Genomic DNA, 21,786 nt, shown 5'->3' on the forward strand with positions numbered 1-21,786 from the left:
TTTTTCCTCCCCCCCCCCCCCCCCCCCCCCCCCCCCGCCGGGGAGTAAGAAAAATAGCGAGTGCGGAAAGCTGGAAATGGTTCCTGAAAATGAATAATGAGTAATTAGTATCTTAATGAAAATTTGAATTCTGTGTAATTTTCAGATAGTCTTCAAGAACTTTCATCTGGTCTTTGTTTCCTTTTTTTATTCTTGTTTCGCGGCTTACGGTTGAATCATAAATTTTATTGATCATTCTCTTTGTTACGGGAAAGCCACTTCGGAACGGAACCTCAGGAATCTGAAGTCTTTTACAAACTTCATCGTCGAGCAAGAACCACGTACAGCAAATGTGTAAATAACGCAGATTTTTTCTTTGAAATTTGAACTTTAAAATTGGGTTTTCTAAAGACTCATTAAGCAGAGAATGAGCCAGTAAAACAGAGTCTTTATCTGAAGGCGGCTGAACAGAGGTCCACAAATAAAAATATTCCGTAGCCTGTTTTTTGTTATTCGGAAGCAATTCTTCGGGAATCCCTAAAAGATATCCTACATATTTCCAGAGATGAAAATGTCCTCTTTCCTCTTCGGCAGAAATTGTATTTCCCAACTTATGAAGACTGTGTAAAAAAACGAGGCTGAAACCAATATATGTTGCCATCATATCCCAGGAATTGATAGGCTCGCCCCAGTTTTCCTTATCCCAATTTTTGTAATGTTTTTTGATAGAAAGTCTTGCGTAAGAATGGATCAGTCGTGTTTTAATGGCAAATTCATAACCTTTTTTGTGAACTTCCAAAGCATCATATCGTGTGACATTAACCCAAAAATCCAATGTTTCTGAAAGTCTTTTTACTGCTCCTTTTTTCAAAGCTTCAGTAGCAATTAAAGGTTTATTGAGATAGGCATAATCATAGCCGCCGATCAAGCAATAATCTCTGAGTGAAATCAAAGAATCAAGATTGCTTCGCATGCACAATTCTGCACCTTTATTAATCAAATCATAATCAAGCCAATCGGGAGTCGTCTGGGCTTGAAGAAAAAGTTTCTTGACACTTTCAGGAACATCATCATTTTCTGAAACTCCGTTTCTGATATACTGCTCTATTTCCCGCGAAGCTTCACTGTATTTCTTTTTGAAGTAAATATCTTTTACAACCTCATCACCAATTTCATCTACATGATAAAAGAAATGGGAGAATTTTTCAAAATCATTAAAGCTCAGTTCGGCTCCGGAAAAATCGGTCAGTTGTTTTCCGTTTCCTTTTGCCCAGAAATTTTTAAAATGTGCAGAATCTTTAAATCTTGGTTGCAGGTTGTAATTTCTCATCAAGGCTAAAGTTACAAGTTTTGCGCCGAAAAAAGATCGTGAGATTTGTCAGTTTGAATTTAAACTCAAATTAAATCAAGCCCAAATCAAAAGCTTTTTTCACGAGTTCTTTGCTGTTTCTGCATTGTGTTTTATGTAAAATATTGCGGCGATGAGTACGAACGGTGTGTTCCGACAAGATAAGCATTAAAGAGATTTCTTTACCTGAATATCCTCTGGCAATCAACGATAAAACTTCGGTTTCTCTTTTGGTAAGGTCATTTTCCGATGATAAAAATGTTGGCACAGTTGGATCAATTTTTACCTGAATAAAATCTACTCTTGGAGAAATACCGGTTAGAAGAATTGTATAAGGATTTTCTTTGGTAATGTGCTGAATGTTTGTGTGAATATTCACAGATTGTATAAGATTACCTTCATCATCTTCCAAAGTATGAATTGCCTGATGATGAAAGAGTTCATAGTTCCCTTTGGTTGTTTTCATTCTAAAGCAATAACTTGGCTTCAGATAAAGCTGAAACTCTTTTCCTACTTCAATGATCTTTTCGATTACTATTCTTTCTGCATTCAAAACAAAAGAAATATCATCAGGATGTATAAGATCTATGATTTGTTTAAGATGCTCCGGAAACTTTTTGAAGCCGTGGAGTTTAAGAATATTTTTATGATGTCCGGTAAGTGTACTATCAGCTAAATTCAAAACATAATAGTAGTAATTACCAATAGCGAACATTTCACCAATAATCTGCTTAATCGAAGGATTTTTAAGTGGTGCATTGCCATTTTCACGTAATGCTCTGTAAGAATTCCATACATCAATAAGGGGATGTTTTTCCTCAGATTTTCCCATAGGCTAAGCTTTGATTATAAAAATAGTTAAAATTTTCTTAAAAAATACGCCTAAAGTGTTATTTTTTTGTGACTAAAAAAAGCCAATCTTTGTATAACCTAATAATCATGAAAACTCTTCGTAAAATTTAGGGATATTAATTATTTTAAAACTCTGTTAATAAGCTAAAGATTTTATTTTAAAATTAAGCTATTTGCTAATTTTAAATCTGTTGATGAAAAAGTTATTTTTTACACCATTTGAATGATTCAAATGGTATCCCAACAAAAAATCCGTTTTCAAAAGAAAACGGATTTTATATTGTTAAGCTAACTTAGTTTTAAGCTAAAACTTCTTTTACTTTGTTGGCTGCTTCTTCCAGAGTAATTGCAGAATGAACAGGAAGTCCAGATTCGTCAATTAATTTTTTAGCTTCTACAGCGTTAGTTCCCTGCAACCTTACGATCAATGGAACTGGAAGGCTACCCATCGCTTTGTAAGCATCTACAACTCCTTGAGCAACTCTGTCGCATCTTACGATACCTCCGAAGATGTTGATTAGGATCGCTTTTACGTTCGGATCTCTCAAGATGATTCCGAAAGCAGTCTGTACTCTCTGAGCATCTGCAGTACCACCTACGTCAAGGAAGTTAGCTGGGTTACCACCTGATAATTTGATGATATCCATAGTTGCCATTGCAAGACCTGCACCGTTTACCATACAAGCAACGTTACCATCTAGTTTTACGAAGTTAAGACCTGCTTCACCAGCTTCAACATCCATTGGATCTTCTTCTCTTGTATCTCTAAGCTCAGCTAAATCTTTGTGACGGAATAATGAGTTGTCATCTAAAGTTACTTTAGCATCTACTGCGATAATTTTGTTATCAGAAGTTTTCAGCACCGGGTTGATTTCGAAAAGAGATGCATCAATACCTGTATAAGCATTGTAAAGAGAACCGATGAATTTTACGAATTCTTTGAAAGCATTCCCTTCAAGACCTAGGTTGAAAGCAATTTTTCTAGCCTGGAAACCTTGAAGACCTAAAGCAGGATCAATGATTTCTTTGTGGATTAAATGAGGAGTTACTTCTGCAACGTGCTCGATATCCATCCCCCCTTCAGTAGAATATACAATCGTATTTTTACCTTCAGCTCTGTCTAAGAGAATAGAAACATAAAATTCTTTAGTTTCAGATTCTCCAGGATAATAAACGTCTTCTGCAATCAAAACAGAGTGTACTTTTTTACCTTCAGCAGAAGTTTGTGGCGTTACCAACTGCATTCCGATGATATTACCAGCGTTTTCTTTAAGTTTATCTATGTTTGGAGAAAACTTTACACCACCACCTTTACCACGACCACCTGCATGAATTTGTGCTTTTACAACCCAAGCCTGGGCTCCGGTTTCAGCAGTCAATTTTTCTGCAGCTGCTACAGCTTCTTCTACGTTGTTTGCAACGAAACCACGTTGGATAGCTACTCCATACTTTGATAAAATCTCTTTTGATTGATACTCGTGAAGATTCATATTATTTTTATTATTTTATTTTAAAAATTAAAGGTTGACAAATTTAATAAAAAGACACGGAAGTTCAAGTTTATTGGCTTAAAAATTAAAGCTCTCCTGACTTGATTTTTAACATATTCTCCAAATTTGCTTTATTCTTCGGATAATTTCTCAGATTGAGATCCGATAAACGGGATTTTTGGAGCCAGAAAATAACCTGTTAAGCTTGCAAAAAGTATTGGAACAAAATAGGTAAAGCCTGTTAAAGTTCCCAAAATGATCGTTGTACTCATCGGAGTTCTTGTAACACAGGCATTGATTGCTGCCATACAACTTACAATCGCTAATGTTGTATCAACCGTCGGAAATACATGATGAATAATTAATCCTAAAGTTGTTCCCACAAAGAAAAGAGGAATAATAAAACCACCTCTCCATCCTGAAGTTACGGTAATTGCTATTGCTAAAATTTTGAAAACTAAAACAACAATTAAAAAACTCAGCGCAAAATTTCCGTTGATTAACTGGTTGATCTCATTATGTCCAAAGTATCTTGTAATGGGAAAATAAAAAGCAATAATTCCCAGTATAATTCCACCTACCAAAGTTTTAATGTAAATTGGGAATTTTCTGTATTCAAATACTTTCTTAAAAAACTTTACTATGAAAATAAAAATCCAGCCAAATAAAGTTCCTACAGCACCTAAAGCAGTGGCATAAGCAAAATCGTAAACTCCGGTGTAATGATAGGCCTTCAGATCCCACGTCGCTCCAATTCCCAAATGGATAATCAGAGCAAACATCACATAGCTGAAACAGCTTGCTACCAACGCAGGAATAATCGCTTTATAATATTCTACGGCATGTTTATGATGAAGAATTTCCAGCGAAAATAAGCTTCCTCCAAGCGGAGCCCCGAAAAGCGCAGTAAAACCGGAAGCCATTCCCGCAATACTTAAAGAACGTAGCTCCTCCCCTTTCAATCTGAATATTTTTCCCAGCCAGGTTCCTGTAGAGCCCGTCACCTGAACCAAAGGAGCTTCCGGACCTAAACTTCCACCCGATGCTACACAAAAAAGCGATGACAAAATCATGGAAGGATTATTTTTCGGATCCAATTTTCCTTTATTAAACCTGATATTGTTAACAATCAGATGAATTTCTCCGGGATCACCGATAAAATGAATGACTAAACCTGCCAGTAAACCGCAAATTGCCATCGTCGGAATTACCATCCAACCCTGAAATTCGGCTAAAAATTCTGTAAAGTGTTCCAGAACAATCCAATAAAGACCGGCAATAATCCCGCCAACCAATCCTGTAATCGCCCACATAAAAAAAGTACGGCTAAATACAAACGGATTGAATTTGATAGGCTGATCCAAAAGATCAAATGTTTTGATGAGTCTTCGTCTTCTGTTGATTCTCATTTTGATTCATTAAATATTAAAAAGATCATCATTTGTTTTTAATATTTTCAAATTTGAAGTGCTTACACTAATGCTTCGAAAGCCTCAGGATTGCATTGCTAATACTATGTGCTTTGACGCTCGCGCCTCCATTTTAAATTCTGCCTTTCGCAAAATGAAAAATAAGCATTAACCAGCTCAGAATCATTAATAATCCTCCGAGCGGTGTAATCGGTCCTAAAAATTTAAGGTTTACACCCAAATAATCTTGTAGACTCAGGAAATAAATACTTACTGAAAATAAAAATGTTCCGGCAATCATTAAAATTGAGGTCCATTTTTCTGATGAAGTTTCAAACTTCAAAATGTAGCCGATAATTAATAAGAAAAATGCAGCATACATTTGGTATCTTACTCCTGTTTCAAAACTTTCCAGTCTTTCCACGGACAAAATCTTCTTCAAGGCATGTGCTCCGAATGCACCAAGAATTACGGAAAGCATTCCATATACGGCTCCAAAAACTAAAGTAACTGTTTTCATTTTATAATTCTTCTAATTCTAGTTTCAAATATTTTTTTGTTTTATAATCCTGCCAGGTTCCAACAATAGTGTTGCCTTTCAGCTCCGCTTCTACTAAAGCTCTAAAAATCCATTGGTTGGTTTCTTCACTATAATAATCATTTTCTATTATAGATATATGATTTCCTTTGATGTTACCATTCCATTCAATCAGCTTTTTAGTTTTATCATACCAGTACTTTGCAGAAAAAGAACCATCTTGATACACTTTGCCGATCAAGACTGTGATAGGGTATTTGCCATCAATTTTTCCTTTATATAATTTATTGCTAAAACTTGTTCTGTCAGCCGTTTCTGAACCTGACAGCAAATTTTTCGCATAAGGACTCCAGTATTTTTCCAACTGTTTATAGGGAAACTCTACAACATGACTTCCTAAATCATCCAACGCTCTCATCGCATGATTCGAACACCTTCCGGCAACAAAGGTTAATTTATCTTTGCCGAAATAATATTCAATATCTTCCAAAGTAAAATCCGTGAAGCAGTCTTCGTAAATAGCAATCTGATCCGCCACTTCTTCCGACGGATTCTTCTCAGATTTTAACTGAACAAGAAAATCACCGACCTCTTTTTTAATACTTTTCTGAATTAAATTTTCAACCGTTTTCACGGAACCTGATTGAAATAAATCTTTAGCGTTAATGAAATTTCCCGTTCTCAGATCAAAATTCTTCCAAATTGAAAAACCTTCAGGATAAGCGCCTGAAGCTTCTCCATCTAACGCAAGACTCAATATGTTTTTTGGCGTTTCCAGCTTTTCCCAACTATAAAAATAAACATAATTGGAATAGGAAGTCTTTCCTGTAGAAACAAGCTTAAATGGATTTTCTGAAGATCCGGGAATGTATTCCAACTGGTCAACCTGCAAAAAGGTATTGATTTTATTTTCCACTCTGGGATTTACAGCATAAGAAATCACCGGAAAAACAGTGTCTTCAGATTTTGGAGGCAAATCCTTAATGGTTAAACTTTTCTGTTGTGAAAAACTTAAGCCGGAAATCAGCAGAAAAAATATAATTTTCTTTTTCACTATGCAGGATGTAAAAAATATGAAGTTAGCTTGCCAATCAGTATTACAACCCCTAAAATGATAAACATGATAGCAAATCTTTTAGAACTTCTGAATCCGGGATGATTGGTTTTCTTTAAAAACAAACCAAAGATTAAGAAGATGATGGCAAAAATAATTTGTAGCATTACTGACCTCTCATTCTGTTAAACTCATTGATCACTTCGTGATGACTCACCGTTTTATCTTTGAAATACGTCACAAAATGCTGCTTTTCTTCTTCTGTTGCACCTAATTGGTTCAAAATATTCAATAAGTGCATTTTCATATGACCTTTCTGAATGCCGGTGGTGATCAAAGAACGCAGCGCTCCAAAATTTTGAGCGAGACCGGAAACCGCTAAAATACTCATCAATTCCTGCGCAGAAGGCTTTCCAAGCAATGCTAAAGAGAATTTAACCAACGGATGAAGATTCGTTAAACCACCTACAACACCAACAGAAATCGGAAGATCAATCCAGAATCTGAAAATTCCATTGTCGATTGTACAATGTGTTAAAGAAGAATATTTTCCGTTTCTTGCCGCATAAGCGTGTGCACAAGCTTCTGTTGCTCTAAAATCGTTCCCTGTAGCAATTACAACAGCATCTACTCCGTTCATAATTCCTTTATTGTGAGTGGTAGCACGGAAAGGCTCAATCTCAGCAATGGTTACTGCCTGCTTGAATTTCCAGGCAAACTCTTCATTGGGAATTCCGCTGTCATCTTTTAAATCTTCTATCTTGCAAGAAACCTCAGCTCTTACGATACAATCCGGTGTAAAGTTCGAAAGGATATTCATCACAATCTGTAAAGAATTCTTCTCTTCCTGTGAAAAATCTTCACTGATCGCAACTTCCTGTTTCAATGTTTTCCCGAACTGTTCCAGACAGGAATTAATAAAATTAGCGCCCATCGAATCTACCGTATCAAAACTTGCTTTCAACTGATAATAATTCGGCATTTCGGAAGTTTTGTCGACTAATTTTATATCTAAGATTCCGCCACCGCGATTTCTCATATTCGCAGTAATGTCGTTGGTAGCCTCAATTAGTTTCTTCTTTAAATTAAAGTTGAAAAAATGAAGCAGTTTATGAGGTTCAACATTAAAAATAAAGTGGGTATGACCTAATTTTTCGTTGTTAATGATCGTTGTTTTAAAACCGCCTTTATCGATCCAGAACTTGGCAGCTTTGGAAGCCGCTGCAACCACCGAACTTTCTTCAACAGCCATTGGAAGAGCGAATAACTTTCCATCAATTAAAAAGTTCGGAGCAATTCCGTAAGGCATGTAGAAATTGGAAATGGTATTTTCAGAAAATTCATCGTGAAGTTTTTGCAAATCAGCATTTTCGTTCCAATATTGACTGAGTATATTTTGATATTCCTGGTTTCCTTCGAGATATTCGTTGACAAGCCAGTCTATTTTTCCCTGCTTGGTTAATTTAGAAAAACCTTCTATCGGTTTATGATTCATAGCATACATTTATTGTCCGTAAATATACTAATTTTGCTTTGGAAATATGTGGATAAGTTTGCTTTAAAAGTTCTGATTTTTCTCAATTTCTGACTTAATTTTGCTAATAACAAACAATGTCTCAAACATAAAATAATATGAATTTCGACCGCATCAAAGAAAAACTCGAAATACTTGCAGATGCTGCTAAGTATGACGTTTCGTGTTCTTCCAGCGGCGGAAAACGAAAAAACAAAGGTGGCTTGGGCGACAGTTCAGCCAGCGGAATTTGTCATACTTATACGGAAGACGGACGTTGTGTCTCGCTTCTCAAAATTCTTCTGACCAATCATTGCATTTACGATTGCATCTATTGTGTTTCCAGAAAATCAAATGACATCAAACGTGCTGCTTTTACAGTTGAAGAAGTGGTTGATTTGACCATCAGTTTTTACAGACGAAATTATATTGAGGGCTTATTTCTGAGTTCCGGAATTTTCAAAGACGCAGATACGACAATGGAACGCCTGGTTCGGGTGGCAAAAAAGCTGAGAACTGAACATAATTTCAATGGCTACATTCATTTGAAATCAATTCCAGGAGCGAGTGACGATTTGATGAATGAAGCCGCACTTTACGCTGATAGACTTTCCGTAAACTTAGAAATTCCAACTGAATCTGGATTAAAATTATTGGCTCCTGATAAAAACCGCGAGGATATGCTTCAGCCTATGCGGATTGTTCAGAAAGGAATTCAGCAATATAAAGATGAGAAGAAGATCATCAGAAGCACCCCGAAATTTGCTCCAGCAGGGCAATCAACTCAAATGATTGTGGGCGCCACCAACGAAAATGACTTACAAATCATCAAAGTGGCCGACCATTTTTATAAAAACTACGGAATGAAACGGGTTTATTACTCAGGTTATATTCCTGTAACGGTCGACAATCGCTTACCGGCAATTACATCGGAAGTTCCTGTGTTGCGGGAAAATCGTTTGTATCAATCAGATTGGCTGATGCGGTTTTATGGCTTCAAAGCGGACGAAATTTTAGATTTCAATATGCCTTTTTTAGATTTGGAAGTTGACCCAAAATTAAGTTGGGCGTTGCGGCATCTCGACCAATTTCCTGTTAATCTTCAAACCGCTGATTATAAAATGATTCTAAGGATTCCGGGAATTGGAGTAAAAACAGCACAGAAAATTGTAAGCGCAAGACAATTTCAGGTTTTGACAATTGACCACCTTAAAAAACTCGGAGCAGCGGTCAACCGTGCTAAATATTTTATTGATTTTACATATGGAAATCCGTTTCTGAAACATTTAACTGATTTGAATTTGAGAAAATTAATTCTCAGTGGAAGTCAGTCAAAATTTCAGAATCAGTTTTCCCAGCAATTGACATTGTTTTAATTAAAATGACCATTCTTTTCTACGACGGCAGTTTCGACGGACTTTTCACAGCGATATTTGAAGTTTTCGAGTATCGTTATCAGGATGTGGAAATCGTGAACACAGAAAATTTCCAACAGAAAAATATGTTTGCAGAAGTTCACGAGGTTGTTACCCAACAGGAAAAATCTGAAAGAGTTCTGAATAAGCTGGAAAAGAGCATTGGCCAATCAGGAATCAATGATTTGCTGCGCGTATATCTTTCGGAAGATAATGAATTGGAACAGTTGATTTTATCGGTGGTGAGACAATCTGTGAAATTTCCGAACGATAATGTCCTAAAAAACTTCGCTAACGATGATATTTTGAAAATCTCCAAAATCTGCAAATCCGTAAGCAGGGAAAGACACAGAATGACCGCTTTCGTAAGGTTTGAAAAAATGCAGGATGATGTTTTCTTTGCAAAAATTGATCCTGATTTCAATGTGTTGCCACTGATTCGGAAACATTTCAAAGACCGATATGCCGACCAAAAATGGATGATCTATGATCTTCGGAGACATTACGGATTGTTCTACGATTTGGAAAACTGCGAATTCTTTTATCCCGATGAAAAATTAGATTTAAACCAGTACCAGGAAAAATTCCACGACGAAGAAAAAAAATACCAAACGCTCTGGCAAAGCTATTTTACGAAAACCAATATTAAAGAAAGGAAAAATACTAAGCTTCACATTCAGCATGTTCCGAAAAGATATTGGAAATATTTGACGGAGAAATGGTAAAAAATATTATTCTTATTTAAAAGATTGAACTCCTACGGAGTTCTATGTTGGTTTTACTATTTTCCTACAAAGGTATCGCTACGGAGCTGTTCTTGGGAAATGGCACATAAGTTTGGCTAAAGCCAAATTACTTTCACAAAAAAATCGGGCTAAAGCCCGACTCTATTGTATTTTTTATAAAATTTTCTCGAAACAGATACTATTTTCAATTCCGGCATATTGCCCGTAATTTGGAATAATTGAATAATTGCATTTTTTATAAAGCGCAACAGCTTCTATCTGTTTTTTTCCTGTTTCTAAAACTGTTTTCTCATAGCCAAGCTCTTTCGCCCAGATTTCGAGTTCCTTTAAAACCGATACGGCCAAACCTTTTCCACGATATTCAGGAAGTGTAAACATTCTTTTTACTTCCATTGTGCTTTCATCAATAGGTTTTATTGCTCCGCAAGCAATCGCTTTGTCATTTTCAAAAATAACAATACAGTTTCTTAACAGATCAATTTTATTGAACTGATCGTAGAATGCATGATCTTCCCCATCTATTTCTGCAAGATAAATATCTAACTTTTTTACTAAATTTTGAAAATCGATATTTTCTGAAGTTGTTCTAAGAATTTGCATTTTATAAGGATTTTAAATTTATCTCACAGATTGAGCAAATTTTTTAGATGATAAAATAAATTTGCTCAATCTATTTCATCTGCGAGAAATTTATTTTAAAAATTCACTACAAATTTTCTATCATTAATCAGCTCGGCAATTGCCAACATATCTTCTCCAATCAATCGGTCATCTTCCAGTTTTGCAACTTTTGAACGGAGAATAGCAAAGTTTTCTTCAATGATTTTTGAACATTTTGCAGGTCTTCGGAATTCTAATCCCTGTGCTGCAAACATTAACTCTACTGCCAAAATATTCACTAAATTCCCAAGAACCTGGTTGAATTTTCTTCCTGAAATGCTTCCCATTGAAACGTGATCTTCCTGACCTAAACTTGTCGGAATAGAATCAGCAGAAGCCGGGAAACAAAGCGTTTTATTCTCTGTAACCAAAGCTGCAGAAGTATATTGCGGAATCATAAATCCTGAATTTAAACCAGAACTTTCCGTTAATAATCTTGGTAAGCCATATTTTCCTTCCAATAATAAATAACTTCTTCTGTCTGAAATATTTCCCAATTCTGCAGCAGCCAAAGTTGCATAATCTAAAGGCAATGCCATTAATTGTCCATGGAAATTTCCTCCGGAAATTGATTCTTCAGCACTTAATACGATTGGATTATCGGTTACAGAATTCAACTCGGTTTCCGCCATCATTTTCAGATGTTCAAAAGCATTTCTGCTTGCTCCGTGAACCTGCGGAACGCATCTCATGGAATATGGATCCTGAACTCTATCACAATATTCATGAGATTTAAGATTATCAGAATCCTTTAAAAACTTAAGCATTCTTGCCGCTACTTTTTTACTTCCTTCAAACGGTCTGATTTCGTGAAGCTCTTTTTTGAACGGACTTGCTGAACCCCTGTATGCTTCAAGACTCATTGCCGCAGTCATATCTGCCAAGTCCAAAAGATATTCAAATTTTTCTAACCCTTTTATAGCATGAGCCAAAATAAACTGAGTTCCATTGATTAATCCCAAACCTTCCTTTGGTCCTAAAACCAATGGCTCAAGATTGTTTTTTTCTAAAATTTCAGCAGTTTCAAAAATTTCGTTTCCTACCCAAACCTGCCCAAGTCCCAAAAGTGGTAACACCAAATGAGAAAGCGGCGCCAAATCTCCTGAAGCTCCTACAGAACCTTGCTCAGGAACAACAGGAATAATATCTTTTTCAAGCATTACAATAAATCGCTCGATTACTTCCAGAGAAACTCCCGAAAAACCTTTCGACAAAGCATGAACTTTTGCAATCATCATGATTTTTGAATATTCTTTATCAATCGGTTTTCCCACTCCTACTGCGTGAGAAATAATTAAATTATATTGTAACTGCGCTGTTTCATCCGCCGAAATTTTAGTATCGCAAAGTGGTCCGAATCCTGTATTAATACCATAAACACAACGGTCTGACTCCACAATCTTTCTTACATTATTCTGAGATTTTATAATCTGGTCTTTCGCTTCTTTATTTAATTTAGCTTTATTTGGGTCTTTACAAATTTCCAAAACATCATGAAAACTGAAAGTATCTATACCGTAAATCATTTCAAAAAAATTTGCCTAAAAATACACATTTTGAAGCACACTGAAAAAGTGATATTTCATAGATAAAATATTTCAATCACAAGCCGATTATTTTACTATTTTTATCACCATTAATTTAAACTAATACCAATGAAACTTAAAGCTTTATTATTGGCTCTTTCCGTGATTAGTGTTTCAGCTTTCGCTCAGGAAAAAGTAAAATATTCGAAAGACCAGATTAAAAAAATGGAAACCTATTTTTTTAACGAAGGTTTTACCATTCCCTCTCCTAAGAAAATATCAACAATTATTATGAAAGACGGAACTGTCAGTAAAGGATACTGCAGCAAAGTCGATTCTAAAAAAGGACAGATTTACGAAATTGCCATTAAAGACAGCACAACAAAGAAGCAGATGACCTTTAATGCAGAAAACGTAAGCGAAATGTACATTTATCCGAGTAATGTAGAGAAAATTGCTAAGGTTGGTAAATATTTTGGAAACATCAGAAATTTCGGAACTAAAAAGCTGACTAAAAACACAAACGGTGAAAATATTCATTTTGTGAACCAAACTGTATCTCTGAAAAATAAGAAAGACGACAAGGAATTCTTGATGCAACTTATTAATCCTGAATTTAGCGACATTATTTCTGTTTACTACGACCCAAGGGCGAAAGAGACCGGCGGTTTTTCAATAGGAGGTTCACCACAATTGGGAGGCGGAGTGATTAAATCTTATTATGTAAAAAAAGGAGACAAAATAATGTGGCTTCATAAAGATGATTTTGAAGACAATTATGATTTCTTATTTGGCGACAATGCAGAATTCATGAAAAAATATCCTAAAAAATCTGTGGATTGGGATTACTTTAGCTTTTTGGTCAATGAATACACTGAAATGACCAACGGATAAATTAGATTGTAAAAATATTTCAAAGCTGCAGATATTCTGCGGCTTTTTTTGTGCATCATAATTGCTTAAATTTGTGCTATGAATCCTTCTTTAGAACTACAGCTCAAAACTTTGCCCTCAGAACCCGGAGTTTATCGATATTACGATAAAAACGAAAATCTTCTGTATGTAGGAAAAGCAAAAAATCTGAAGAAAAGAGTACTCTCCTATTTCAACAAAACACTTTCCGGATACCGAACAAGAATTATGGTCGGGAAAATTAACCGCCTGGAAACAACTATTGTCAACAGCGAATATGATGCGCTTTTATTGGAAAATAACCTGATAAAAGAACATCAGCCGTTTTATAATGTGATGTTGAAGGATGATAAAACTTATCCGTGGATTTGTATTAAAAATGAAAATTTCCCAAGAATTTTCCTGACCAGAAATAAAATTAAAGACGGCTCGGAGTATTACGGACCTTATGCAAAAGTGCGTCCTGCCAAGATTTTATTGGATACCATAAAACATATTTATAAACTTCGTACCTGTAATTTAAATTTAGCCCCCGCTAAAATTGAGGAAGGAAAATATAAAGTCTGTCTTGAATTTCACATTAAAAACTGTGAAGGGCCTTGTGAAGAATTAGAAAGTAAAGAGGATTACGATGAAAAAATTGATGCAATCCGCGGAATTATCAAAGGAGACTTCCGTCATGCGAAAGATTATCTGATTAATCAGATGACAAAATACGCTTCAAATCTACAGTTTGAAAATGCGCAGATGATTAAGGAAAGGCTGGACATTCTGGAAGATTACCAGGCAAAACACACGGTTGTAAATCCTAATATTGATGACGTGGATGTTTTTGCGATGACGAGTGATGAAACAGCAGCTTACGTCAATTATTTTAAAATCCGAAACGGAAATATCATTCAAAGTTTTACCACAGAGATCAAAAAAATGCTGGAGGAAACCGATGAGGAAATCATGGAAGAAGCTTTGATAGAGATTCGTCAGAAATTCAATTCAGATTCTAAAGAAGTATTGCTTCCTTTTCATCTGACTGTTGAAATTCCGAATGTAAAGCTTATTGTTCCGAAAGTTGGCGACAAAAAAAGAATCGTTGAGCTTTCTGAAAAAAATGCAAAAGAATACCGTTTAGAAAAATTAAAGCAGGTTCAGATTGTAGATCCCGAGAGACATTCCAACAGAATCATGGCCGAAATGCAGAAACTGCTGAGAATGCCTGTAGAGCCAAGGCATATCGAAGGTTTTGACAACTCGAATATCCAGGGAACCAATCCTGTTTCTGCCTGTGTTGTTTTTAAAAACGGAAAAGCGAGCAAAGCTGATTACAGAATTTTTCATCCGAAAACGGTTGAAGGCCCGAATGATTTTGCCACGATGGAAGAAGTCATCTACCGACGTTATAAAAGAATGCTGGACGAAGGAGAAAGCTTGCCTCAATTAATCCTAATTGATGGTGGAAAAGGGCAATTGTCTTCTGCGGTAAAAAGCTTAAAACTTCTCGGACTTTACGGAAAAATTACCATTGTAGGAATTGCCAAAAGACTGGAAGAAATCTTTTTTCCTGAAGACCCAATTCCTTTATATTTAGATAAAAAATCTGAAACCTTAAAAATTTTACAACAAGTACGTGACGAAGCCCATCGCTTTGGGGTAAAACATCACAGAACGAGAAGAAAAAATTCAACCATAAAATCTGAACTTGAAGAAATTCCCGGTATCGGAGAAAAGACCATCGAACTTTTATTGTCAAAATTAAAATCTGTTAAAAGAATAAAAGAATCAAACCTGGAAACTTTAGAGGAAATTTTAGGAAAATCTAAAGCGAAAGTAGTGTGGGAATTCTTTAATAGTTAATTTGAATCAATATTAAAAATCCGTCTCATTGATTGTGAAACGGATTTTTTACTTTTTAGTTATTTAATAGGTGTAAAAATTTCTTTCGAATATTCATCATTACCTTTCGGAATTTCGATCACTAAATTTCCGTTTTCGAAATAACCGGTTGTAGATTCTCCGGAAGCTAATTTTACTCTATAAACATCCTTTTTGGTTGTTTCCTTAAATGTTGCAAAAGGAACAGAGCTGTTTCCGTCTGCCAGAATAAATTGAGAAGCGTCAATCTGAATTCTCTGAAGACTGAGCTTTCCGTTGCTGTATCTTTCTGCTTTTGAAGCTTGGGATTTTGGCTCACTAATTTGAGGAGTAGGTTTCACCGTTTCTTCAGTAACATAAGTGGTTTCCTGCTTATAATTTATATTTTCAATTGGCTTAGATGCAGGAATAGTTGCCAAAGCTTTAGAAAGCGCATCCTGAAAACCTTCTTGAAATTCTTTTATGGATGAACTTCCTTTCTGGCTTATAATTACTTTATTGTTGCAGTCTTTAAATTCTAAAACAACTTTATTTTTCAGAAAACCACTGTCATTTACAACATCTGCGTTTAAAACACTGCAAGGGTTTGTGTTGGCTTCTTCAGGCCATTGACCTCTGTTTTCGGTAATTACCGTGTACTGTTTTGCTTTCAGGTTTTTGGTTAAAAAAGTACTAAGTCCGTAGTTGTCTTTTTTAAAACTTTCAAAAGCATTCGGAACAACTACATATTTATAATCTGAAACTTTCTGTGCATACGATAACACAACACAAAAAGAAGATATAATAACGGATAATTTTTTCATAAATTTATTTTGTATTAATCATTTCTGAATTCTCCCATATCCAGCTTCAATGAGAAGAAATTAGAATAAAAATTAGAACCTCCGATTCCGGAATTGCTGATGGCATAATCAAGCGTTAACCCTCTGTAGCGAATTCCGATACCTGCACTTGGCTGAAAAGAAACTTTTCTCTGCAGATCTTCAATATCTGTAATCGACTGAAATCTGTTCACACCCAATCTTACAAAAATCATTTTCTGATAACCTAATTCGGCTCCTGCATAAGGTGTAATACTTGCAAAATCTGTCGAAAGAAGCGCAGCGGTTTTAGCAAAATCCACATTAATTCCTGCTTCCGGCAAAACATATAAGCTACTGTTGATATTGAATAATTTACTCGCACCTGCATTCAGTTTAGGCATTGTTAATTCCATTTTATCAGTGGGTGCAGGGTTGAATTCTTCTCCGTTTACGATAGTTGACAATTCTTTTTGGTTAACGCTCCAAAAGTTGACAGTAGTTGTAGCATCACGCAAAACACCTCCAAACTTCCAGCCATTATCGGCTTTATAAATAGCACCAACATCAAAACCAAAACCGTAACCGCTCGCAAATTTCCCTACATTTCTGTAAACAATTTTTGCATTAACACCGACATCCAATTTTGGATTTCCGCCCGGATTAAAAGCATAAGAAATAATTCCTGCATAATCCGACTGTGAAAATTTTGTAATTTTATCGTAATCAATATTTCCTTCTGTATCGATAAGCTGAGTGGTATTTAAAATATTGTCAACTCCCAAACGGACAACGGAAACACCAAAAACTCCGTTTTCTAAAACTTTTGCATATGCTAAATAGTCATATTTAGCAATCGATTCAAAATATTCTGCGTGCATGGCAGCACCTTGCCAATCTCTGGTAATACCGTTCAAACCAGCGGGATTCCACATCGGGGAATAAACATCGTCCTGATTGGTTATTACCGCGCCTCCCATTCCGATTCCTCTTGCCCCGGCTCCGATATTTAAAAATTCGTTGGAATATTTTCTGATGATCTGAGATTGTGCGAATCCAAATAAAAGTGAAAATACGAATAGTAGATATTTTTTCATCCTATACAATTGATGCTTAGTTAAGTTTTTTTTGTTTTCTAGTTTTTATAAGTGCATTTACAACAATTGCCAAAATCATAACCAACGATGCCACATAAAATATCGGGCTCATATGTTCCGATTCCCCAAAGATAAAAAAAGCTAGTATAATTCCGTAAACTGGTTCTAAATTAACTGTTAAAATTAGCGTAAAAGGCGAAATATATTTCATCAGCTTTACAGATTCAAACATCGGATAGGCTGTAAACACACTGGCCAATAAGCCTATTAACGCCAAATCTCTGTAATTTATTTCGTTCATCTGCATGATTTGTCCTGTTACTAAATAAAATAACATTAAAACAAACCAGCCCGAGAAAATTTCATAGAAAATAATATTTCCAGAACTTGTTTTACCGAAAAGCTTACCGTTGAAAACCGAGAAGATTGTTCCGAAAACAGCACACAAAATCCCATATAAAATTCCTTCCTTATATTGAAACTCTGTTTTGAATATTAATAAAATACAGGCAACGATTACAATTCCCATGATAACCTCAGACAGATCAATCTTCCTTTTAAAAACAATCGGTTCTAAAACCGAAGCAAATAAAGTTGATAAAGAAAGACAGCTTAATGCTATTGAAACATTTGAAACTTTAATGGAATAAAAAAAGCAATACCAATGCAAAGCCATGAAAAACCCTACTCCCGCAAGCTGAAAAAAAAGCTTTTTTGAAATACGAACGCTTTCTTTTTTATATATTCTGATAAACCCATACAGAAAAACTGCTGCGAAAAGCATTCTGTAAAATACAAGAACCTGAGCATTAGCAGTGATCAGTTTACCTAAAATTGCGGTGAAGCCCCATAAAAAGACAATTAAATGTAACCTGAAGAGTGCTAATTTCTGCATGATGATCCCATAAATTTTAAACAAACAAATTTACAAATCACAATTCATTAAATCTGAAAAATAATGTAGCAGGATAAAAATAATTAATCATTAAAACTAAAAACCCTGAAAGTCTGTTCAACTTTCAGGGCCTTCAAATAATAAACTATTAAAAAAATAAACTAGGAACTTAGAGTAATTGTATAGAAACTTTCATCTCTATTACTCTATTGTAAAGTTAGCAAAATATACACCAAAAAAAACAACTATTTCGTTAAATATTTCATAAAATTCTGATAATCAAAATTTTAAACTGAATTATTTCTAATTACACTACTTTCCTTAAAAATAGTATCTTTAGGCGGATTAAAATATGTATTTCATGGATATTGAATTTAACAAAAGAGAAGATCAAAATAAATTAAGATTGTCTGAAATCAATCGTATACTTACAGAAATAAAAAAAGGCGGCGGAGAAAAAAGACTTCAAAAACTTCGTGATGAGGGGAAAATGACAGCCAGAGAAAGAATAGAATATCTTCTTGATAAAGACTCAGATTCCATAGAAATCGGTGCTTTTGCCGGGTATGAAATGTATGAAGAACACGGCGGCTGCCCGAGTGGGGGTGTAGTCGTTGTAATGGGATATGTGTCGGGAAGACAATGTCTCGTTGTTGCTAATGATGCATCCGTAAAAGCAGGAGCCTGGTTTCCGATCACGGGTAAAAAAAATCTTAGAGCTCAGGAAATAGCCATGGAAAACAGACTTCCTATCATTTATCTTGTAGACTCTGCAGGAGTTTATTTACCAATGCAAGATGAGATTTTCCCTGATAAAGAAATGTTCGGAAGAATTTTCAGAAATAATGCTAAAATGAGCGCTGCAGGAATTATTCAGATTTCTGCGGTTATGGGAAGTTGCGTTGCGGGAGGAGCTTATCTTCCGATCATGAGCGACGAAGCGATGATTGTTGACAAAACAGGCTCAATATTTCTTGCAGGAAGTTATTTGGTAAAAGCTGCTATTGGAGAATCTATTGATAACGAAACATTGGGTGGGGCAACAACGCACTGCTCTATTTCCGGGGTTACCGATTATAAGGCTAAGGATGATAAAGATGCATTAGACCGTATTAAAAATATTATGAAATCTGTCGGAAGCTATGAGAAAGCAGGTTTTGACAGAATTGAAAGTTTTCCGCCAAAAGAAAAACCTGAAAATATTTTCGGAATTATGCCGGTTTCCCGGGCAGATCAGTATGACACTTTAGAAATTATCAAATGTATCGTCGATAATTCTGAATTTGAAGAATATAAACCTGATTACGGTAAAAGTATAATCTGTGCGACTGCAAGAGTTGACGGCTGGTCTGTAGGAATTGTTGCCAACCAAAGAAAACTGGTAAAAAGCGGTAAAGGAGAAATGCAGTTTGGGGGAGTAATTTATTCTGATTCTGCAGATAAAGCAACACGATTTATTGCGAACTGTAACCAAAGAAAAATTCCATTGATCTTTTTACAGGATGTAACCGGATTTATGGTGGGTTCAAAATCAGAGCACGGCGGAATCATCAAAGACGGAGCAAAGATGGTGAATGCAGTTTCTAATTCTGTTGTTCCTAAATTTACTATCATCACAGGAAATTCTTACGGTGCAGGAAATTATGCCATGTGCGGAAAAGCCTATGACCCAAGATTAATCGTAGCCTGGCCATGGGCAGATTTAGCAGTAATGGGTGGAGCGCAAGCTGCAAAAGTATTAGCACAAATCCAGGAATCTACTTTAAAAAAACAAGGAAAAGAGATATCAGAAGAAGAACACAAGGAAATTTTAGATACCATTTCAAAAAAATATCAGAAACAAACTGAATCGACCTATTCAGCAGCAAGACTATGGACAGATGCGATCATCAACCCTGTAGATACCAGAAAATGGATTTCCATGGGTATTGAGGCTGCTGATCATTCTCCGATTACTGAGAAATTTAACCTTGGAGTTATCCAAGTTTAATTACAATTAAAAATAAAATACAGTCAGGCCTCGCTATAAAGTGAGGCTTTTATATTATGTTAAATAATATTAAATAATAATAAAGTCTTTTAAAACTTATACTAAAGGAAGGATCTTTGCTGTTATAAGACTTAAACGAACACCTGCAAACTCAATATCACCACTTTACAATGATATTATGAAAAGATATTTTGCAGTATTCATAACAGTTTACACTATTTTCCTATTATATATGATGTTTTTCGGCTCAGGAAGAGAGGCTTCCCACGAATCTTATCTACAAACGCAGCCTTTTATTACAATACAAAAATTCTTTACAGATACACATGTTAGTAGTGAAGATTTTGCTGTTAACATTATTGGAAATATTTTTGTTTTCAGTCCCTTTGGTTGGTTGGGGCTATGCTTAAGAAAATTTAATAGTTTCATTCCAGCCACTTTCTCTTTCTTAATCATAATAAGTGTTATTGAGAGCGTTCAATACTTGACAGGACGTGGAGTCGCTGATATTGACGATATATTCTTAAATACCACAGGAATGCTTATAGGTTTTTTCCTGTTTAAATATGCAACCTGGAAAAATATTGCGAACATCAGATTTCATTTTGAATTAACTGAAGAAAAATCGTTACAGCCCACTGTTTCCTAAGGCAATTTTATTCATTTATAAATATAACTCATATGAGCTTAATCCGACTCTCCGCTTCTACTCCTCGGCCCTAAGCTTTCCAACACTTACCCCCAAGCTTCCAAATTTGCTGTGGGTAACCGCTTCGATCCGGGCTATGGAAGTAGACTTTTTTATTTTGAAATCTCTTCGCATTGAGGAATTTAATAACAATAAATCAATTTATATTTGATTACTTATTATTTGTGAATGATAATCTCCCATCTTATATTCAAAGAAAATAGGAGTTAATATTAATATGATTAAATAAAATTTCGTTGTATAACATAATTTAGGGAGCTCCGTAGGAGCGTTACCTTAGTAGACATTTTGTAATATCGCCTCCTTTTAAGCTCCGTAGGAGCGGCACAATGATCTAATATTTTGAATATCTTTTTCTGTATGTATAATTGATAGTTGATAATTGCTGATTGATAATATCTCATCTAAAAAGGGACAGCTTTATCCAGACCAAGTTAACCTAAAAACTTATCTTTAAATATTGAAGACTTAATTTTATAGTATAGGTATTGAACTTTAAATCTAAGATTTTGGGATATAAATTCTTCAATTCTTTAAATTAATTATCCCCCATATTTATTAATAAAGTTCCTTTCCATAGAAAATATTGGATCATCATTATTATTTGTCTCATCTTAGAAATAGAAACTAAAGATTCACCAGCTCACTCTTACAGGGCTTTTGATTTCAGTATTTTGGTATTGAATTACAATGCTATTAGCAGCTCGCTCCTCTGGTTCTTTCATCATCCATCGCTTATTGCTTATTTTGGCAATATATTCAATATTCAAAGCTAAACTTAGAGTTTTGAGTTTGGATTTCTTTGAGTTTCAAGCAAAAAAAAGTCTCATACTAATTAAAGTATGAGACTTTTGTAAAAAAACTGGCGGCGACCTACTCTCCCGCTTTCGCAGTACCATCGGCGCTGGTGGGCTTAACTTCTGTGTTCGGAATGGGAACAGGTGAGCCCCACCGCTAAAACCACCCTAAAGGCTTTATAATGTT

At 35.3% G+C, this 21,786-nt stretch carries 18 protein-coding genes and 1 rRNA gene; 6 read left to right on the forward strand and 13 right to left on the reverse strand.

Features of this window, described 5'->3' with window-relative positions:
• Positions 1 to 112: 112 nt before the first annotated feature.
• The 7 genes from ACR1PN_RS19410 to ACR1PN_RS19440 all read right to left on the reverse strand — a co-directional run bounded on the left by ACR1PN_RS19410 (position 113) and on the right by ACR1PN_RS19440 (position 8,165).
• Positions 113 to 1,309 (reverse strand): oxygenase MpaB family protein, encoded by a 1,197-nt coding sequence (locus ACR1PN_RS19410; protein ID WP_433981378.1) that lies wholly within the window; start codon positions 1,307 to 1,309, stop codon positions 113 to 115.
• Positions 1,310 to 1,379: 70 nt separating this feature from the next.
• Complete coding sequence (locus ACR1PN_RS19415) at positions 1,380 to 2,159, reverse strand: response regulator transcription factor (RefSeq protein ID WP_433981379.1); 780 nt, start codon at positions 2,157 to 2,159, stop codon at positions 1,380 to 1,382.
• A gap of 319 nt (positions 2,160 to 2,478) precedes the next feature.
• The gene (sucC, locus tag ACR1PN_RS19420) at positions 2,479 to 3,669 is read right to left on the reverse strand and encodes an ADP-forming succinate--CoA ligase subunit beta (RefSeq protein WP_433981380.1); all 1,191 of its coding nucleotides are present in this window, start codon (positions 3,667 to 3,669) and stop codon (positions 2,479 to 2,481) included.
• 131 nt (positions 3,670 to 3,800) lie between these two features.
• On the reverse strand, positions 3,801 to 5,078 hold the full coding sequence (locus ACR1PN_RS19425) for a chloride channel protein (protein ID WP_433981381.1): 1,278 nt from the start codon (positions 5,076 to 5,078) through the stop codon (positions 3,801 to 3,803).
• 133 nt (positions 5,079 to 5,211) lie between these two features.
• Positions 5,212 to 5,598 (reverse strand): DUF423 domain-containing protein, encoded by a 387-nt coding sequence (locus ACR1PN_RS19430; protein ID WP_240583030.1) that lies wholly within the window; start codon positions 5,596 to 5,598, stop codon positions 5,212 to 5,214.
• 1 nt (position 5,599) lies between these two features.
• Positions 5,600 to 6,670: a hypothetical protein gene (locus ACR1PN_RS19435; RefSeq protein ID WP_433981382.1), complete on the reverse strand. Its 1,071-nt coding sequence runs from the start codon at positions 6,668 to 6,670 to the stop codon at positions 5,600 to 5,602.
• A gap of 166 nt (positions 6,671 to 6,836) precedes the next feature.
• Positions 6,837 to 8,165 (reverse strand): hydroxymethylglutaryl-CoA reductase, degradative, encoded by a 1,329-nt coding sequence (locus ACR1PN_RS19440; RefSeq protein WP_433981383.1) that lies wholly within the window; start codon positions 8,163 to 8,165, stop codon positions 6,837 to 6,839.
• A gap of 137 nt (positions 8,166 to 8,302) precedes the next feature.
• On the opposite strand from ACR1PN_RS19440, the gene ACR1PN_RS19445 reads away from it, so the two are divergent.
• Both ACR1PN_RS19445 and ACR1PN_RS19450 read left to right on the forward strand, forming a co-directional pair.
• On the forward strand, positions 8,303 to 9,559 hold the full coding sequence (locus ACR1PN_RS19445; RefSeq protein WP_433981384.1) for a putative DNA modification/repair radical SAM protein: 1,257 nt from the start codon (positions 8,303 to 8,305) through the stop codon (positions 9,557 to 9,559).
• Between the two features lie 5 nt (positions 9,560 to 9,564).
• Positions 9,565 to 10,323 (forward strand): TIGR03915 family putative DNA repair protein, encoded by a 759-nt coding sequence (locus ACR1PN_RS19450; RefSeq protein ID WP_433981385.1) that lies wholly within the window; start codon positions 9,565 to 9,567, stop codon positions 10,321 to 10,323.
• Between the two features lie 174 nt (positions 10,324 to 10,497).
• Here the strand turns inward: ACR1PN_RS19450 and ACR1PN_RS19455 are convergent, their stop codons facing one another.
• Positions 10,498 to 10,944, reverse strand: a complete 447-nt coding sequence (locus tag ACR1PN_RS19455; protein WP_433981386.1) for a GNAT family N-acetyltransferase — start codon at positions 10,942 to 10,944, stop codon at positions 10,498 to 10,500.
• Positions 10,945 to 11,039: 95 nt separating this feature from the next.
• Positions 11,040 to 12,530, reverse strand: coding sequence for a histidine ammonia-lyase (hutH, locus tag ACR1PN_RS19460; RefSeq protein WP_433981387.1), 1,491 nt, complete (start codon positions 12,528 to 12,530; stop codon positions 11,040 to 11,042).
• Positions 12,531 to 12,659: 129 nt separating this feature from the next.
• On the opposite strand from hutH, the gene ACR1PN_RS19465 reads away from it, so the two are divergent.
• Positions 12,660 to 13,424 carry a hypothetical protein gene (locus ACR1PN_RS19465; protein WP_433981388.1) on the forward strand — a complete coding sequence of 255 codons (765 nt, stop codon included), beginning with the start codon at positions 12,660 to 12,662 and terminating at the stop codon, positions 13,422 to 13,424.
• A 78-nt stretch (positions 13,425 to 13,502) separates the two neighbouring features.
• Positions 13,503 to 15,293 (forward strand): excinuclease ABC subunit UvrC, encoded by a 1,791-nt coding sequence (gene uvrC / locus ACR1PN_RS19470; protein WP_433981389.1) that lies wholly within the window; start codon positions 13,503 to 13,505, stop codon positions 15,291 to 15,293.
• A gap of 59 nt (positions 15,294 to 15,352) precedes the next feature.
• On the opposite strand, the gene ACR1PN_RS19475 is transcribed toward uvrC, so the two are convergent.
• Genes ACR1PN_RS19475 through ACR1PN_RS19485 form a run of 3 tightly spaced genes read right to left on the reverse strand, consistent with a single transcriptional unit; the run spans position 15,353 to position 18,103 of the window.
• Positions 15,353 to 16,114 (reverse strand): hypothetical protein, encoded by a 762-nt coding sequence (locus ACR1PN_RS19475; protein WP_433981390.1) that lies wholly within the window; start codon positions 16,112 to 16,114, stop codon positions 15,353 to 15,355.
• Between the two features lie 14 nt (positions 16,115 to 16,128).
• A complete protein-coding gene (locus ACR1PN_RS19480; protein WP_433981391.1) occupies positions 16,129 to 17,208 on the reverse strand; it encodes a PorV/PorQ family protein in 1,080 nt (359 codons plus the stop codon).
• Between the two features lie 16 nt (positions 17,209 to 17,224).
• Positions 17,225 to 18,103, reverse strand: a complete 879-nt coding sequence (locus tag ACR1PN_RS19485; RefSeq protein WP_433981392.1) for a DMT family transporter — start codon at positions 18,101 to 18,103, stop codon at positions 17,225 to 17,227.
• Positions 18,104 to 18,464: 361 nt separating this feature from the next.
• Between ACR1PN_RS19485 and ACR1PN_RS19490 the strand changes: the two genes are divergently transcribed.
• Positions 18,465 to 20,093, forward strand: coding sequence for an acyl-CoA carboxylase subunit beta (locus ACR1PN_RS19490; protein WP_433981393.1), 1,629 nt, complete (start codon positions 18,465 to 18,467; stop codon positions 20,091 to 20,093).
• Between the two features lie 178 nt (positions 20,094 to 20,271).
• The gene (locus tag ACR1PN_RS19495; RefSeq protein WP_378183227.1) at positions 20,272 to 20,742 is read left to right on the forward strand and encodes a VanZ family protein; all 471 of its coding nucleotides are present in this window, start codon (positions 20,272 to 20,274) and stop codon (positions 20,740 to 20,742) included.
• Positions 20,743 to 21,662: 920 nt separating this feature from the next.
• Here the strand turns inward: ACR1PN_RS19495 and rrf are convergent.
• Positions 21,663 to 21,770, reverse strand: a 5S ribosomal RNA gene (gene rrf, locus ACR1PN_RS19500).
• Between the last annotated feature and the right edge of the window lie 16 nt (positions 21,771 to 21,786).

Origin of the sequence: Chryseobacterium sp. RLHN22 (assembly GCF_051011795.1) — a bacterium.
GTDB lineage: Bacteria > Bacteroidota > Bacteroidia > Flavobacteriales > Weeksellaceae > Chryseobacterium > Chryseobacterium zhengzhouense.